At 46.3% G+C, this 17,661-nt stretch carries 14 protein-coding genes and 1 pseudogene; 7 read left to right on the top strand and 8 right to left on the bottom strand.

Annotated features, from left to right (window positions below; all coding sequences use genetic code 11):
• The first annotated feature begins 21 nt into the window (after positions 1-21).
• The gene (locus tag MTF70_RS22590) at positions 22-1,572 is read left to right on the top strand and encodes a membrane protein (protein ID WP_042523928.1); all 1,551 of its coding nucleotides are present in this window, start codon (positions 22-24) and stop codon (positions 1,570-1,572) included.
• The gene (locus MTF70_RS22585; RefSeq protein ID WP_042523926.1) at positions 1,572-2,168 is read left to right on the top strand and encodes a tRNA-uridine aminocarboxypropyltransferase; all 597 of its coding nucleotides are present in this window, start codon (positions 1,572-1,574) and stop codon (positions 2,166-2,168) included. Before MTF70_RS22590 ends, MTF70_RS22585 begins: the two co-directional genes overlap by 1 nt.
• An 83-nt stretch (positions 2,169-2,251) precedes the next feature.
• Here the strand turns inward: MTF70_RS22585 and MTF70_RS22580 are convergent, their stop codons facing one another.
• From MTF70_RS22580 to MTF70_RS22550, 7 genes and pseudogenes are all read right to left on the bottom strand, one after another.
• Entirely contained in the window at positions 2,252-4,738 is a 2,487-nt protein-coding gene (locus tag MTF70_RS22580) for an EAL domain-containing protein (RefSeq protein WP_042523924.1), read from the bottom strand.
• A 138-nt stretch (positions 4,739-4,876) separates the two neighbouring features.
• Positions 4,877-5,593, bottom strand: a complete 717-nt coding sequence (gene yigB, locus MTF70_RS22575) for a 5-amino-6-(5-phospho-D-ribitylamino)uracil phosphatase YigB (protein ID WP_005378741.1) — start codon at positions 5,591-5,593, stop codon at positions 4,877-4,879.
• Between the two features lie 8 nt (positions 5,594-5,601).
• The gene (gene xerC, locus MTF70_RS22570) at positions 5,602-6,534 is read right to left on the bottom strand and encodes a tyrosine recombinase XerC (RefSeq protein WP_005378742.1); all 933 of its coding nucleotides are present in this window, start codon (positions 6,532-6,534) and stop codon (positions 5,602-5,604) included.
• The gene (locus MTF70_RS22565; RefSeq protein WP_025768160.1) at positions 6,500-7,231 is read right to left on the bottom strand and encodes a DUF484 family protein; all 732 of its coding nucleotides are present in this window, start codon (positions 7,229-7,231) and stop codon (positions 6,500-6,502) included. Before MTF70_RS22565 ends, xerC begins: the two co-directional genes overlap by 35 nt.
• Positions 7,225-8,055 (bottom strand): diaminopimelate epimerase, encoded by an 831-nt coding sequence (dapF, locus tag MTF70_RS22560; protein ID WP_005378744.1) that lies wholly within the window; start codon positions 8,053-8,055, stop codon positions 7,225-7,227. The genes MTF70_RS22565 and dapF overlap by 7 nt, the downstream gene beginning before the upstream one ends.
• Positions 8,056-8,065: 10 nt before the next feature.
• Positions 8,066-9,319, bottom strand: a complete 1,254-nt coding sequence (gene lysA, locus MTF70_RS22555; RefSeq protein WP_167415538.1) for a diaminopimelate decarboxylase — start codon at positions 9,317-9,319, stop codon at positions 8,066-8,068.
• A gap of 61 nt (positions 9,320-9,380) precedes the next feature.
• Positions 9,381-9,592: pseudogene (locus MTF70_RS22550) on the bottom strand (lipoprotein).
• Between MTF70_RS22550 and cyaY the strand changes: the two are divergent.
• Entirely contained in the window at positions 9,572-9,886 is a 315-nt protein-coding gene (gene cyaY, locus MTF70_RS22545; protein ID WP_005383391.1) for an iron donor protein CyaY, read from the top strand. The pseudogene MTF70_RS22550 and the gene cyaY overlap by 21 nt on opposite strands.
• A 69-nt stretch (positions 9,887-9,955) precedes the next feature.
• Here cyaY and MTF70_RS22540 read toward each other — a convergent pair whose 3' ends face one another.
• On the bottom strand, positions 9,956-12,484 hold the full coding sequence (locus tag MTF70_RS22540) for a class I adenylate cyclase (protein ID WP_053350817.1): 2,529 nt from the start codon (positions 12,482-12,484) through the stop codon (positions 9,956-9,958).
• Between the two features lie 346 nt (positions 12,485-12,830).
• Between MTF70_RS22540 and hemC the strand changes: the two genes are divergently transcribed.
• From hemC to MTF70_RS22520, 4 genes are read left to right on the top strand one after another with little or no spacing between them, the layout of a single operon-like run.
• Positions 12,831-13,769, top strand: a complete 939-nt coding sequence (hemC, locus tag MTF70_RS22535) for a hydroxymethylbilane synthase (protein WP_005383388.1) — start codon at positions 12,831-12,833, stop codon at positions 13,767-13,769.
• A 2-nt stretch (positions 13,770-13,771) separates the two neighbouring features.
• Positions 13,772-14,500 carry a uroporphyrinogen-III synthase gene (locus MTF70_RS22530; protein ID WP_005383386.1) on the top strand — a complete coding sequence of 243 codons (729 nt, stop codon included), beginning with the start codon at positions 13,772-13,774 and terminating at the stop codon, positions 14,498-14,500.
• Positions 14,501-14,517: 17 nt separating this feature from the next.
• Positions 14,518-15,729, top strand: coding sequence for a uroporphyrinogen-III C-methyltransferase (locus tag MTF70_RS22525; protein WP_005378751.1), 1,212 nt, complete (start codon positions 14,518-14,520; stop codon positions 15,727-15,729).
• A complete protein-coding gene (locus MTF70_RS22520; protein WP_205461609.1) occupies positions 15,729-16,910 on the top strand; it encodes a heme biosynthesis HemY N-terminal domain-containing protein in 1,182 nt (393 codons plus the stop codon). Before MTF70_RS22525 ends, MTF70_RS22520 begins: the two co-directional genes overlap by 1 nt.
• The last annotated feature ends 751 nt before the right edge of the window (positions 16,911-17,661 follow it).

The following is a 17,661-nucleotide window of genomic DNA, read 5'->3' as shown; positions in this document are numbered from 1 at the left end:
CAATAATGAGGAAGATATAACATGAAGGCTTTGAAAAACCCAGTGGCGCTTGCCACCCTGCTGGTTCTGCAAGCATGTAGTTCACAGTCGCCACAATCTGGTGCCGCTGACCTAACCTCTCCACCAGCAACCTTAGATAAGCCTGAAACCATTCAACCTCAAACTTTTATGCTACGCGGAAAAGTGATCGTCGGTCACGAGAGCCAATACATCATGCCTTGTGGCAGCGACAAGCAATATTGGTTGCAACTATCACCACAGCAAATGCAACGAGCAATTCAGTTAAATAACGAGCCTTACCAGACTATGTATGGCGAGGTTATCGGCCACCTCAACCCACCGGGCATCGATGGGTTTTCTGCTGATTTCGATGCTAACTTTGTCGTGGAACAAGTGAACTTCCTCACAACGGAAAATCCAAACCGTTGTCAGCAACCAAACAAACCAACTCGCGTGTTTGGTAATGAGCCTTCTTGGTCGGCAAGCTTTGAGGCTAATGGACTAACATTCCAGCAAATCGGCAAACAAACCACAAAATTAGCGATTAACAGCAGTCAGCTTCAACCTCGCCAGCGCACTTATCAACTACAAGATGGTGAGCTTCGCTTAACAGAAAACCTCTGCTCAGACACAATGAGCGATTCTTTGTATGGCTGGAAAGCAACACTAAAACATGATGGCGAGACGTATCAAGGTTGTGGTATGGCTGCAAACGTCGATGCAACGCTTGGCTGGGCTAATACCTATGTCGCGACCTCAACCCAATCACAAGGCTTTGAAGTACAAATGACCTTAAACCCAGACCACAGCGCCACAACAAAATACCGTTACTCCAATGGACAAGCACCATTAATCGAGCGTGGTTACTGGCAACAGTTAAGTCCGTCTCAGGTTCAAGTTGTCATGACGCATCATCAACAGCAAAGGCTAATGTCAGAGCGACTGTTTACTCGAGAAGGCAATCAGCTCAAAGCGACCAAAGAAAAAGTCGGTAACTTAGTATACCCAATCGCCGATGGTGGTTTAGTCCTTTATCCTGCCACCGTTCGTGATGAAGGCATCATGCAACCAGCCGAAAAACGCACCAACAACCCCATCGGTAGTGCTGACGTCCCTTCTAGTGCAGAGTTTGATTCAAAAGTAGATGCCGCGGTGCGCAACTACTTCTTTATCCATCAAACCACCCCCAACAATAACCAATACCGTTGGCTAACTTACGACCTCAACAGCGATGGTAACGAAGAGCTATTGGTACAGTTGGATTGGTGTGGTTCCGGAGGCTGTACATTGCTGATATTTGAACATCACGAAAAGGAATGGCGATTTAATAGCCGCATTACACTAGTGCAAAGCCCGATTATGCTCGGCCAACAAACCTCTCATGGTTGGCGAGATCTGATTTTTAATGTCAGCGGTGGCGGAGCTAAAGCGGCTCAACACGTGATGCAATACACTGGGGTTAGCTACCCACTCAACCCAAGCATGGCACCAACGGCAACGCCGAACCAAGTCAGTGGTGTGCGTCTGTTCTCTGATGGGATAAGCCCGGTGCGCGAAGGAGTTCGTCTGTAATGTCACAACCGTGTCCAACCTGCGGTTTTCAATTCAATTGTATGTGCTCGCTAATGCCGAAACTTACCAGTGAGCACAACATCCTGCTGTTAATGCATCCGAATGAACTGAAGCGTGATACTAATACCGGCCAGCTACTAGAGCAGTGCCAACTCAACATTGAGCGAGTAATCTGGGATCGCAAACAGCCACCAGCAGAATTGCTCACTCTATTAGCTGATCCGTCGCGGTATCCGGTGTTGCTCTTCCCCTGTGAAGAAAGTATCACACTCGAACATGTGGTACTCCAAAGCCAGCAACAAACCAAAACTCCGCTGTTTATTATTTTAGATGCCACCTGGCAAGAGGCGCGCAAGATGATCAATAAGAGCCGTTGGTTAGAAGGTATCCCTACTATGGGATTGTCTGCGTCGGCGGACTCACAATATCAGCTGCGACGCAACCAACAACAAGGTAATTTGTGTACGTTTGAAGTCGCTGCACATTTGCTCGGGCAACTTGGAGAACAAAACAACCAACAACAAATGCAGCGCTTTTTTGCCCATTACCTCGCTCTGTTCCAAGCTGAAAAGAGTGGACACGCTCTTAAGCGTTAACCATTAAGCTCAGTAGAAGAACCAAACAAAAAACGCAGCCTACGCTGCGTTTTTTACGACAAGAAGTTTCACGTGAAACATCATTAAAACAGTCGAGTCGGCTTGCCAAGATAGTAACCCTGCAAATAGTCCACCCCCATGTCTTGTGCAATGGTACACACCTCCTGATTGTGGACGAACTCCGCCACCGTCTCCGCGTTAAACACCTGGCACAAACGCACCAACTGGGAAGCGATCTTGCGCTGTTTTAAGTCTTTATCAATATCACGAATCAAGCTGCCATCGAGCTTTATGACTTCTGGCTCCAACTTTAGGATTTCATCGATATTCGAATAACCGGACCCAAAGTCATCAACAATGATACGCGCCCCTAAGCTTCTAAAATGACTGCACACTTCTATCATTCGGCCGTAGTCTTTGATCTGCTCAGATTCCAGCACTTCTAAACCAATTCGCCTTGGGTCATTTAGCTGGCTAATTTCATGCTCTAAAAGCATTAAAGTTTTATCACTGAGCAAATCTTGCGGCGATAAGTTTATAGAAAAGTCACCTTGCTTATCTCGCATATAATGCAACGTAGAATGAATCATGTGCCGACTTAGTCGAGTGTAAAGATGCGTATCAGAGATAATTGGCAGAAAACGTCCTGGCGCAATCACCGTTCCATCGGCTTCCAGAATACGAACCAAACATTCTTGGCTTGCCAATTTGTGGCTACTCGCATGCACAATAGGTTGGCTATAAGTGATGATATTCTGTTTGAGAATGGCTCTACTGACGCAACTTAGCCATCCAAGTTGCTCTTTACGCACATCCTCACTGACTTCAATATCTTTCGCATTACAGATATGGGTATTACTGCGTACACCGGAGCGCCTCGCTTCGATGCCTTTGAGTAAGAGCTCATCTACTGAAGCGGATGGAAAGTCTCGACGACTCACTAAGCCGCCGCATAGCGAGATAGAAAGATAATCTATTTCACGTAGGCCAATTGGCTCAAAATTAGTTTGTTCTACCGCGTCAGCAAAACGCGTAAAGTGCTGTTTGATGGTCTCGCTGCTTTGATCAGCTTTAAATATGAACGCCCATTCACCAACCCCAATACTATAAAGCTGCAAAGCCGTTGGCATGCCGAAACGCTTTCGTAGTCGATTCGTAAAGTGCATTGAGAGATCTTTGAGTAATTGATCTCCCACTCGGTAGCCGTATTTTTCGTTGATATGACTAAAGTTAAGTAGCTTTAGAGTCAACAAATGCTCATCCAAATCGATGTTACTCAGCCGCTCTTGCAATGCGACCCGGTTTTGTAATCCCGTGCGACTGTCGCGTCGATAGCTTTCTTGTAACTTGCGCGTTTGGCGATCGAGTTGATATCCCATATGCGCGTTCATATGGTTGAGATCGCCGATCGCATTTCGAATCAAGCTAAACAGCGGTGAAATAGAGGAGCTAACGGGCGACTTAGGCAAGTTCAATGTTTGCACTTCGTCTCCCTCTCGCATCGCTAAATACGTCAGGCTGTGATGGAGAATTTCGGGCTGACCAATACCACCATGCAGTTCCCCCATACAGTAACTACCAAACGTCGTCGCAATATCTTTGAAGGCTTGGACTTCGTCGCTGCTGTCAATAAAGTCTAACCGTGACGCGCAGTTAAAAATCATCACGACTTCAGGTTGGTGCATGGCTAACTCAACCACACCATGCCGCACTTGCTCGAGCGTTAACGAGGGATGGTTATAGCAAAATTGCACTTCGTCACCAAGACACCAGGGCCTGTCGAAGCTCATACTGCCATCAGCGTGTAGCTCCGTTACCGTACAAACTTCCTTTCGCCCTAAGCTTTCTCGATACAATGGAAAGCTGAGCAGTTGACTCAGCGTCACGTCATGGCCATCCGCCAAGTAACGCTTGTATACGTCCAGCGCTTTCTTCTCACCTAAACAATACAAGCGCGTTCCTTTTGCATGAGTGACTTTGTGTGGCATGCCAATCGGGTTCCATTCCGAATACGCATCAGTCCATAGCTTCAAAGTATCACTGTGCAAAGCTACGGCAACCACAGCGTTATCGTAAACTCGGTTTTGATATAGCACCCAGCAGCCATCGTCAATACTCTGCGCCAACCCTCCAGAAATCACTACTTCTTCACTGGCGAAGGTTTGAAACAAGGGATAGTCACGTCGTTCAATTTGCACAGCAAAGCTGAGGATCACCTGTGAATTATGCTGCATTAGAAGAGAGCGCTTGAGTTCCCCGCCATCAATGTCAGGGGAGTAAGAGTATGTTTGTACCGCAGAAGTCAGCGTGGTTTGCTCAAATTCAATCACACTCACTAGGCAACCAGAGGTAAATATCTCCCCTTCCAGAATCACATTACGCGTACTATGCCCCATAACATGAGCATTCGGCAGCGACGACAAAACGGCGTCTGCAAGTGTGGTCGTAATTTCGCGCGATTGCGTCGACAATATTTGTACTAAATATTGTTTATCTGAGGAAGTCGGAAAAGTGACTAAAAAGTCATTCAGTTGACTGACATCGTGAACCAGTTTTGAAAAAGCTCGCATGGACCTACCACTGCCGTAACACTATCTTCACCACGACGTGTGGCGTTACTATTTTTATTTAATAGAGAATAATTTACGTGGCTTTGCGCTGCTTTTCTAGACACAAAATGAGATTAGAATGGATTAATGCGAAAGCAATTAAAAAAGTGTGAGTAACGGCTGCAAACTATTGATTTCAATATCAGGTAAAGTACGTGTTTTTGAATGGTTAATGACATTTTTATTCATATCATTAAACCAACAGGCTGCAAAACCAGCCAACTTTGCACCATGCACATCCGTGGTTAGATGATCACCGACATGCAGAATATTCTCCGCAGGAATATCCAAGAATCGCTTCGCTTTAGTAAACATATCGGTTGCGGGTTTCGCCAATCCATCTGGTCCTGCTTTAAGTACCTGTTGGAAATAAGGCGTAAGACCGATGCGGTCTAAATCCACATTACCGTTGGTGATTGCTACCAACGGGATGTGCTGCGCGAGTTCCTCCAGTACATCGAGGCTTTGCTGCGGCACTTCAAAACGGCTACGCCAGTCCAACGCAACGTCTACTGCGGCTTTCGCGGCGGCATGTGCTGCGTCTTCGTCGTAGCCTACTTGGGAGAAGGCTTGCTGAAGTTGCACTAAACGCCATAAAGTGACATCGCTCTTCAGCTCGGGTTGTTGCTGCACAACACGCTGCTTGAGAGCAAACCAATCCGCTTTGTTCATATGAGCAACCGCTGGATGATGGTGCTTGAGCCAAGATAGCAACTCACGCTCCATGCGAACGATCACAGGATAGTTGTCATAGAGGGTATCATCTAGGTCAAAGGTCATTGCCTTAATAGGCTCGATACGGCGATAAAATTTCATACTTCGGCTCACTCCCCGTTCTTTTTACGTGCGCGTGGATGGGCTTGGTCGTAGGCTTGCGCCAAATGTTGGAAATCCAAGTGCGTGTAGATTTGGGTCGTCGAAATGTTCTCGTGCCCTAAAAGCTCCTGCACCGCACGTAAGTTATTGCTTGATTCGAGCATATGTGTCGCAAATGAGTGACGCAATTTATGCGGACTAATATGGCTTGCGACAGACTGTTTCTGCCCCCATTCAGCCATGCGCTTTTGCACGCTACGATGCGAAATACGCGTTCCAAGCTTAGATACAAACAAGGCGGGCTCACCTGGAGCGGCTAAATCACCACGAACGCGTAACCACTTCCCGACCCACTCGGTTGCCATCCCAGAGAACGGCACTTTACGTTCTTTATCGCCTTTACCAATAACACGAAGCTCACCACTACGCAGTTGTACATCACGTACATCCACACCCACCAACTCAGCCAAACGTAAACCGGCGCCGTACATCAGCTCCATCATGGCGCGATCGCGCACAGCCAACGGGTCGTCCTCGTTGACTTCAAGTAATTGGCTCACTTCGTCAACATCGAGGTTTTTGGGCAACGGGCGTTTTTTGCGAGGTGCTGAAACCCCTTTGGCTGGGTTAGCCGACATCTCGCCACGCAGAATAAGGAAATCGAAAAAGCTACGTAGCGATGAGAGTCGCGTTGCCAAACTGCTGGCTTTCATGCCTTCTCGCATGCCCTTACCTGCTAATTGGCGCACCCAACCAGCATCCACTTGAGACCAATCTTTGAGCCCCATTTCAGCTAAGTGCTGCGCCATAGTTTCTAGCTGCTGTTTGTAATTGCGCTGAGTATGTAGGCTAAGCCCCTTTTCGCTTCGTAAGAATTCATAGAAGCGCTCAAGAGGCTTTTGCAGACTATTTGGCAGAGGAGTGTTGGGAGTTGTCGTCATCGTAACTTTGCCATACCAGTGTTTGAGCGAGATGTGCCACTACTAATGATAGGTGACGCAAAAACAAGGTATCCATATCTGGCTGAAAATGGCCGCCATCTTCACTAGAAAAAGCAAGCACGCCCAGTGTTTGCTGTTTCACGAGCGGCAGTACCACATAGGACCCCATTTCCGGCACTTCCATGTTGCCAAACAAAGCTTCACGATCCACTTTGCGAAGACGTCCTAAGTACGCATCTTTGCCATTTAAGTGAGTGGTCGCAAAGCGTTGATAACTTTCCTTACTCAATTGAATCGATGCGTCGCATTGACTAAACAATCGAACAAACGCACGTAAGCCCAATGTTTTGGCTTTCTCTTCGATAGAATGAATGACTTGTTTAAAGTCACCACACTTTAGAATCTGCCCCTGCAAATCCATAAATTCGTAAAAGGTGCGATCATTGTTCGCCGCAAGCGACATTAGTGTAGTGATCTCTTCCTCTAACTCTTCAATGCGCTGACGTTGGCGATTCATTTGGATGTGTACCAAAGATACCGCGCCTAAGTCTGAGTGTGGGAAAGATAAACGATCCACAAGCTCCGGACGTTGCACAAAAAAGTCTGGATGATCTTTGAGGTACTCTGCCACTACTTCAGCCGTTAAGGCATCTGCTTCTACTTGAGACAAACCGTTTCCTTTTTCTTCAACTAGCAAGATAATTGACCATCAAATACATGCGTTGTAGGTCCGGTCATAAACAACGGCTTGCCAGGGCCTTGCCATGCAATTCGCAATTCACCACCAGGTAGAGAAACCTTAACGTTTTCATCCAACAAGCCCTGCAGAATCCCAACCGCGACTGCCGCGCATGCACCACTACCACAAGCTTGTGTCTCTCCTGCGCCTCGCTCGTAAACTCGAAGACGAATATGGTCACGACTCATCACCTGCATAAAGCCAGCGTTGACGCGCTCTGGGAAACGCTCATGCGACTCGAGCAGCGGACCGAGAGTTTCCACTTCTGCCGTATCCACATCGTCGACCACGGTCACTACGTGCGGGTTACCCATGCTCACAGCACCACAAAACAAGGTATTGTCGCCTGCTCGCATGATGTAAGTTTTCTCTTTTTGCTTCGCTTTGAAAGGAATTTTGTTCGGTTCAAACTCTGGTACGCCCATGTTGACCGTCACTTCCCCATCATCTTCGATGTTGAGAATCATCTTTCCTTTCTTGGTGCTCACGCTGATGCTGTATTTATTGGTCAGTCCCTTCAAGCGAACAAAGCGGGCAAAACAGCGTGCACCGTTACCACACTGTTCAACTTCACTACCATCGGCATTAAAAATCCGATAATGGAAGTCGGTTTCAGGGTCGTAAGGGGCCTCTACCACAAGCAATTGGTCAAAACCAACGCCAGTATGACGATCCGCCAAGCGGCGGATCAGGTCTTGCGAGAAAAACACGTTCTGGGTAATACAGTCGACGACCATGAAGTCGTTGCCCAAACCGTGCATTTTGGAAAAGTGGAAATGCATTTGTTGTGTGTTACTCCGGTAGAATCTGTTCCAGCTGCCACAAACTGGTCAGCTCCTCACGCTGGCGAACTAAGTGGCTTTGTTTACCGTCCACCATCACTTCTGCTGCTCGGGTACGAGTATTGTAGTTCGAAGACATCACAAAACCATAGGCACCTGCTGAACGAACCGCGAGTAGATCACCTTCTTGCAAAACGAGTGCGCGATCTTTACCCAAGAAGTCGCCGGTTTCACAAATAGGACCAACCAAGTCGTAAGTCTGAGCTTCACCCTTTCGCGGTGAAACTGGCACAATATCTTGCCATGCTTGGTATAGCGCAGGACGCATCAAGTCGTTCATTGCAGCGTCGATAATCGCAAAGTTTTTATGCTCAGTATGTTTTAAAAACTCAACACGCGTTAGCAAGATACCTGCGTTCGCAGCAATTGCACGGCCTGGCTCAAAGATCAGCTCCAAGTCTTGGTGATTTTCAAGACGGCCTAGTAACGCTTTGGCGTAATCAGAAGGCTGAGGTGGTAATTCATCACGATAGACCACACCCAAACCACCGCCGACATCAAGGTGACGAATGTTAATGCCTTGTGTTTTTAAATCATCAATCAGGGCCAATAAACGGTCTGTCGCGTCGATAAATGGGTCTATATTGGTCAGCTGAGAACCAATGTGGCAGTCGATACCTTGCACATTCAAGTTCGGCAGGCTTTGCGCGAATTTATAAACATCTGGCGCACGATCAAACGCAATGCCGAATTTATTGTCGCGAAGACCAGTCGAAATGTAAGGGTGTGTTTTCGCGTCGACATCTGGATTGATACGAAGAGAAATTGGCGCAATCACACCAAGCTCACCCGCAACCTTGTTCAAACGTTCTAGCTCTGGCTCAGATTCAACGTTGAAACATTTGATACCTAGCTCAAGAGCGCGCTTCATCTCTGCCGATGTTTTACCAACACCAGAGAAAACGACTTTTTTCGGATCACCGCCTGCGGCAATCACACGCTCAAGTTCACCACCCGACACGATGTCAAAACCCGATCCCAAACGCGCTAGCGTGTTCAATACGCCTAAGTTTGAGTTGGCTTTCACCGCGTAGCAAACCAGGTGAGGATGCTGACCCACAGCACTATCAAACGCTTTCCAATGGCGCTCTAGCGTGGCTCGAGAATATACGTAAAGAGGAGTGCCATATTGCTCTGCAAGAGCTTGAAGTGGGACGTCTTCGGCCCAAAGCTGGCCATCATCCTGATAGTTGAAGTAATCCAAAATTCGCTTCCCTTATTTTATTCGACTGCTGAACCCTAATTTCACCCTAAGGTGCGGTTATTTATTGTGATTGCTCATTCTGTTGAGTGTCATCTGGAATGTATAGTGAGCCAGACTGACCACACCCCGCTAAGGTCGCGGCAACCATCACAAACAACACAGTAACTAATTTTTTCATTTCGCATATCGTGATTATTGAATCAATGCCCCCTATAATCGCACCACACTCAGGAAAAGCAATAGGATAGACGGATGAACGATACTGAATTTCATCAACTGGTGGATGCGCAGATGCAAATCATCGAAGAATCCATCGATGATTCAGGCGCAGACATTGATTACGAAGTCACTGGCAACGTAATGACATTGGAATTTGAAGACCGCAGCCAAATCATCATTAATCGCCAAGAGCCGATGCATGAGATCTGGCTAGCGTCCAAATCTGGTGGCTTCCACTTCAAACTTATTGAAGGTAAATGGACCTGCTCAAAAACGGGTATGGAGCTATTTGAAATGGTGAAGCAAGAATGTGAAAAGCACGCAGGCGAAGCCATTGATTGGGCATAATTCTGGTCAATCGTCACCAAAACAAAAAGAGCACCGAAGTGCTCTTTTTGTTTATTGATACGGGTTTAATTACGCGTTCACAGTTTTGGTCGGGCGACTCGGTGAACAACCGTCATTACGGTAAGGAATGATATACGCATTCCCCTCTTCAGGGTGAATAATTTGATAGTACTGAGGCAGGTTAAAATTAATAAACTTCGACGCGACGCGACTATCGTCTTTTACCGACGTGTAGAAACTGTTTACAGACGAAATCATTTCATCTTTGGAGCCACTAAATTGGTGATACACTTCTACTTGATTTGACTCATCCAACACATAAATATTGAAGCCATCTTCGTTATCTTCAAAGAAGAACTGCACCAGACCTTCACTGGCAAACCCATCCACCGCTTCCGGCATTTGATATTCTTGCTCACGATCGAGCATTAACAGCGGCGAGCCTTTGAGTTTGTTAGTAGAAATGCTGCGGTAGAAATCGATGGAATTTTCTAGCTTCTGCACCGACACACCACGACGTTCAAAGAACAACCCATAAGTCTGGTTACCAAGACGCATCGCTTTAAAGCGGCGACGTTTCTCTTGCTCTACTGGTTTCAAGCGTAAGTCGATACATTCAGCTAAAAGCTGGTAAACCATATTGCGCATCACACCACGCATGTTCTTCGCATAGCAGAACACATCCACTGATTCTGGTGGCAACGCATCTTGGTGCATTTTGCCCAAAATGGTTTTCAGTGCATCCAGCATCGCCGTTTCCCCTTTGAAATGCAGCGTACGCACTTCATGCCAAGAGTTACGGTAAACAAGGTCAACACTGCCGACTAAATTTTTATGTTCTGGACCAAAGCTAAAAATATCGGTGTTCTTAACATCCACTTTCAACGAACGACCAGAAAGTTCAGACGTCGGATCATTTTCAAAGTTGATGAACATCGCAAGCTGGCTTATTTCACAAGGACTCGCTAGCGCCTGCATAGATGGACGACGCTTACGCAACGCAAAAGTATTTCGTAAGTCGCTCACCATTTGGTAAAACTTATCAATATCTAGCTGCGCTTCACGTACCACGGCATGTAAACGAGTCGATTCAGTAATCAAGCCATTGAAGAATGCCCAAGCAACCAACTTACTCAAGTATTCATGATGCTCTAGATATGGTTGCCCCAAAATGCGGTGCGCAATAAGTGGTTGTTTATAGAGGTACCAACCAGACTTGTTCACTCCCCCTTTTTTCACTTCGATAAAGCTCAAGTCAGGCTCGTGCAGATCAGGTGAAATCTGTGGGTTTAGTAACGTTACTTTGCCCGGCAATACTTCAAAAGCCGCGTAAAGTTTACGGGCCAAAATACTGATGTCTTGCGGACTGATAGCAGAAGTGATGTCGTTACGACGCGCAAATTGAATCAAGTTACGGTAGCTTTGCATCAACGCATCCAGCAATGCATGATGTACCACCTTCACTTGTTCAACCTTCCAATTACGGCGGTCATCGAGCTCTGCAACGACACTGGCATCCCAATTCCATTTTGCAATCATATCGCTCAGCGCTTCACGACGCCAAGCTACTGAGCCAACATTCGGCTCACGAGATAGTTTTTCATGGGTTTTGAGATAGAAACAGCGACGCACTAAATCCAAACGTGTATCGTCTTGAATTCGCTCTAAGTAACGGGTTACTTTTTCCAACATTAAGTAGTACGCATCCATGCCATAGAGATCAGGCTCATGGGCAAAGAAACGACGTTTAGTGTCGATGCTTAACAATTGAGTATGCGGGTATTCCCACGAGTAAGCTTCTAGCAAGATGGCTTTTAATACCGATTTGTAGGGAGAGTCGATGCTTTTGTATAACTGCCACAAGTTCGAGCCGAAGTATTCTTCAGCAGGAATGCAGTTCAATTTACCAAAGTCGATCCATTCACTACAGTCGATGTAACCATCACTGCAAAGTTGAGAAACGTACTCGTCGTAACACTCTTCCATTTCTGGCGGCACGATTTGCCATAACAAACGCTGTCCGGCAATACGCACCGCACTACGATAGAATTCATCTAGCAAAAGTAAGTGCTGAGATGAACCACAGTTATCACCTGTCATCTCCTCAGAATGATTGCTTCTAAAGCGCTCTTTATCCATTAAGAAAAAGTTCGCTTCCACGCCTTTGCTTTGTGCCCAATCCGTGATGAGTAGGCATTTATTGGTCAATAACTCGCGTTCGTCACAATCCATCTCTGGAGAAATACACACCCAAATATCCAAATCACTGGAAGTACTTTGACCAATCGAGGAGGTACTGCCCATGGTGTACAAACCCAATATAGCGGGCTTTTCTACCGTCTTGAGCGGCTGACCAATGGCAAGTTGAATATCATCTATGAATTGTTGCTGAATGCTATTTAGTTCAAGCCCATGCACACCAAACGGGACATCGGCATCATAATAGCCAGGAATTACAGGATGGTTGTAGTTCAACAAGGCAGGAATCAAGTGGAAGACTTGCTGGCTTTGCGAATCCATAAGCGCCAGCGCGCGATCAACTCGCTGCTGATTCAAATTATCTAGTCGCTGGATGATTTTTTGGGTGTAAGCCTGCAAGGGGAATTCCTTGGTTGAACAATCACGAAAATCTGCTGACGTTTTAAACCAAAACGGCTTAAAAACGTGATCAATTTAACACTTTTATTGGTGCGGGTAAAGCTTCACGCCCGCGTATCACTCTGGATACAAAACCATACTTTAGTCACAAAATTAATCGCGCGGTAGTGTCGCTCTTATTACCTATTACTAATAATAGTCCTTAGTCTAATTGAGAATCCAGTCACACTATTTTCATAACGTCATGTAATTCCATTCATAGCCTTCAGAGATAACGAACTAACAGTAAGCATTTCTTGATGAGAATGGTAGGATAAACCCAAATCCAAACAGCATTGAGAAGATCATGACACAATCCACACCGATTCGCATTGCAACTCGAAAAAGCCCTCTTGCTTTATGGCAAGCTTACTTTGTTAAAGACGCCCTTCAAGCCGCTCACCCTGGCTTGGAAGTCGAGTTAGTAACCATGGTGACCAAAGGTGACGTGATTTTAGATACACCACTAGCAAAAGTTGGCGGCAAAGGCTTGTTCGTAAAAGAGCTTGAAATCGCGATGCTAGAAGGACGTGCAGACCTCGCCGTTCACTCAATGAAAGACGTACCCGTCGATTTCCCAGAAGGCCTTGGCCTCGTGACCATTTGTGAGCGTGAAGATCCTCGTGATGCCTTCGTCTCTAATACCTATAGCCACATTGATGAGCTCCCTCAAGGTGCCGTGGTTGGTACTTGCAGTTTGCGCCGTCAATGCCAACTGAAAGAATATCGTCCGGACATCATCATCAAAGAGCTTCGCGGTAATGTGGGCACTCGCCTTGGTAAGTTAGATGCGGGTGAGTATGATGCAATCATTCTTGCTGCGGCTGGCCTCAAACGATTGAAGCTTGAAGAACGCATTCGTAGCTTTATCGAACCAGAGCAATCACTACCAGCGGTAGGGCAAGGTGCTGTCGGTATTGAGTGCCGCCTTGACGATGAAAGACTGCTTAAGCTGCTTGAGCCACTTAACCACCAAGACACCGTAGACCGCGTTTTGTGTGAGCGCGCAATGAACCTTACGCTAGAAGGCGGCTGTCAGGTACCTATCGGCAGCTATGCCCTGCTAGACGGCGACAACATTTGGCTACGCGCATTAGTTGGCGAACCAGATGGCAGCGAAATTGTGCGTGGTGAAATTCGTGGCCATCGTAAAGATGGCGAAGCATTAGGAGTGCAGCTAGCCAATGAGCTGCTAGATAACGGCGCTCGTGAAATCCTAACTAAGCTGTACGCAGATCACGAATAACCATGGCAGTGTTGGTCACTCGGCCGGGAGAGCAAGGCAACGCGCTTTGCTCTCTGCTCGAAAGGCACGGCATTTCCGCATATCACCATCCTCTGATCGACATTGTCGCCGATCTCACGGACACGCACCTCTCTAAACATCTACATCAAGCTCAAATTGTTATCGCTGTTAGTCGACATGCAGTGCAATGCGCACAGCAAATCTTAGCCAGCAACGGGATGTCATGGCCGAAACAAGCTATTTACCTTGCCGTTGGTCAAAAAACAGCACACTATTTAAGCAAATGTACCCAACAGAAAGTACACTATCCCCAAGTCAGTGATAGTGAACACTTATTGCGACTGCCAGAGCTCAACAATGTGGCACAACAACAAGTTCTTATCCTTCGTGGTAACGGCGGAAGAGAGCTGATCAAAGATGCATTGGTGAGGCGTGGCGCAAAAGTTCACTATAGTGAGACTTACAAGAGAGAATTCATCCCATTCGATCCAGTAAGCTGTATCTCACTATGGAAAAACCTACAAATTAACCAGATTATTGTCACCAGTGGTGAACAACTGGATTATTTGTGCAGCCAATTGACGTCGGAGCAATTGACTTGGCTTAATCAACAAGAGTTGTATATCCCCAGTCAGCGTATCGCTGACATCGCAATTCAAAGGGGGTTCACTCGCGTGAGATGCACGGGAAGCGCATCCAACCAAGAATTACTGGCGGCTCTCCAGCCCTAGCTACACAGGATATAGGCATGACAAGTAAAAATAACGACCAAAAAAATAACGATAAAAACCTTTCCGAAGAAACCTCATCGGCACCGCTAGTCGAAAAAACCACATCGCAGCAGGATGCGGACCTTAAAAAAGAGCAACCACAAGCGGCCGAGCCCCCAAAAACAGCAGAGCCAACCAAAGTCGAGTTTGAAGAAAAACAAGGTAAACGCGGTGTCAAACTAGGCACGGTCGCTATCATCTTATCGATTATTTTTGGCGGTGGCCTCGCGTACAAGCTGCATCAACAGCAAGCCGATTACCAAGCGCAGATCGCCCAACTAAAAAGTCAGCTAGAAAGCACTCAAGCTTCCATGAAGCAAGAACTCAGCCGGGTACAAGAAGAAACCATCGAGAAAGCAACAACCGTGACACACAAAGCGGAAGTGGTACTTGGACAGCAACAGAAGAGCATTGAAAGCTTACAGCTCGCCGTTGCCGATGTGAAAGGTCGTCGACCAAACGACTGGCTATTAGCGGAAGCCGATTACCTTGTCAAATTAGCTGGTCGTAAATTGTTCTTAGAGCACGATGTAGAAAGCGCGACTCAACTGATGGAAAGTGCAGACCAACGCATTGCAGCACTGAATGACCCTAGCCTCGTCAAACTACGTAAAGCAATGGCGAACGATATCACCAAACTTCGCACTATCCCGCTAATTGACCGTGATGGATTGGTACTACGCTTAACTGCCCTACAACAGCAAGTAGACAAGCTCCCTCTCGCCAATGCACTGCTACCTGAAGCTGAAGCCGTAGAAAACACTGAAGTGTCTGAAGATATCGCAAACTGGCAAGATAACTTAATGACCTCTTTGAAGGACTTTTCAGAAAACTTCATTACCTTCCGCACGCGCGATGGTAACGTCATTCCACTGCTTTCTCCTGAGCAACACTTTTACCTGAAAGAAAACATCAAAGCCAAATTGGAAACGGCAATAAAAGCGGTGTACCAAGAGCAAGGTGAAATTTACACCACGTCTCTAAAAACAGCAGACAAATGGGCATTAGCTTTCTTCAACCAAGACGATAATTCCGTTAAAGAGTTCAACAAAACGGTTAACCTACTAAGTCAGCAAAATATTCAAGTGGAATACCCAACGAAACTGCAAAGTCAGTCTCAACTATCAGATGTCATTCGTGAACGCCTACGTCGTGAAGTCACAACGATGACAGGCATGGAGGATAAGTAATGTTTCGTCTTATTTTCCTATTTGTTGTACTAGGCGCAGGACTATTTGTTGGCACCCAGTTTTCTGGTCAGCAAGGCTATGTACTCATCTCCATTGCCGAGAAAACGATCGAGATGAGCGTAACGACATTAGTGGTTTTCGTTATCGCAGCACTCGCAGGTCTTTTTCTGCTTGAGTACCTGATTAAGAAGTTAGTTTATGCTAGTTCTACAACATGGAACTACTTCAGTGTTCGCAAAATGCGCCATTCCCGCCGATACACCAATGAAGGCATTATTAAACTTCTAGAAGGTGACTGGAAAGGTGCTGAGAAGAAAGTAACTCGCTGGGCAAATCATCACGATATGCCGCTGCTCTGCTACTTGGTTGCGTCTGAAGCAGCACAAGGCCAAGGTGATAAAGCAAAACGAGATCACTATCTAGAGCTAGCGAGCCAACAAGAGAACGCCCATCTCGCAGTAGAACTGACTCGAGCGAAACAATTTATCCGCGACAACGAGTTCGAGTCCGCTTTCGATACCTTGCAATCGTTAAAAAGTCAGTATGCGAGTAACTCTATTGTATTGAACTTGCTGAAAACAACGTACATGCAGCTAAAGTTGTGGCAACCTCTTATTGACCTCTTGCCACAACTAACCAAAGCAAAACTCATCACGGAAGAAGAACATGCAGAGCTGATTCAAAAGGCGCAGTGCGGCTTACTCCATGAAGTAGCGCAACAACAAGGTAGCGAAGGGCTAATCTCCCATTGGAATAGTCTCTCACGTAAAGTGAAACAAGACACACACCTCGTTGCCTGTTTTGCTCGAGAACTCATCACACGAAAAGCTGATGCAGAAGCCTTTACCGTGCTAAAAGAAGCATTAAAAAAACAACCTGCCCCAGAGCTTTATCAACTTCTGCCAGATCTAAACCTGCCAGATACCCACCCTGTCGTGGTCTTCTTAGAGGGAGTAGTGAAGAAAGAACCGGATAACGCCGCTGCCCATAGCGCATTAGCGCACTTCTATTTCCGTCAAGAGAAGTGGCCAGAAGCCCAAGACCACTTTGAGATCGCCTTAAAGCTTCGCTCTGACGTCTCTGACTATGCATTCCTAGCAGACACACTAGAGAAGCAAAATCTAACCAAAGCTGCTCACGAAGTCTCTCGTAAAGCTCTCACGCTCGTACAGAATGACTAACTAAAGGTGACCTAACCAAGCCGGCAGCTTACTGTCGGCTTTTTTATTGCCTGCTACTAACCCTTTAGTCCTTAGTCATCAATATGTTTATCCAATTCATTGGCTCCCAAGTAGTTCTCAACTTCCTAGCAACTCACTATCGTTTCACTTTCCTCTTCTTTTTTTGACTACTCTGATCCTGTCATTCCAGCAGAATCCAAAACAATTTTAAAAGATGCAGGAATACGTAACTTTAGCCTGTTGATGTATGGTTTTAAGACGTAGCTAGATTTAGGCAATAGAGCACACGCGTCGCTAGACTGAGCAAAACAAAAAGATACATCAGTGAAACAGTGGCTATTTTAGTATGCTTATTTGTTCGGTCTATCCGGTAAAAGGGGCTAGAGAAGCAATGGTAGTGCTTTAAGAGAACGATAAGGCAATAGATGGTTCAACAACTTAACAAAGCATCTCCAACAACCTTATCTGGACAGCATGCAGTGATGAGGATGAACAGCTTTAGAGGCAACTGCACTTCTTAGCAAAAATCAAAACATCACAACCAATACCGATACCAATATTACTTTGTCGAAAAGTAGATCGCATATGGAATTGATTTTTGACAAGCACAGATAGAGTAATAAAGATGTGCGGAAATGAAAAAAGCCTCGCTATTTCTAGCGAGGCTTCTTAATAGTGGCGGAGAGATAGGGATTTGAACCCTAGATACGCTATTAACGTATGCCGGTTTTCAAGACCGGTGCTTTCAACC

The sequence above is a fragment of the Vibrio sp. 2CM40D genome (assembly GCF_023161825.1).
Lineage (GTDB): Bacteria > Pseudomonadota > Gammaproteobacteria > Enterobacterales > Vibrionaceae > Vibrio > Vibrio alginolyticus.
This window is presented reverse-complemented; position numbering and strand designations above follow the sequence as displayed.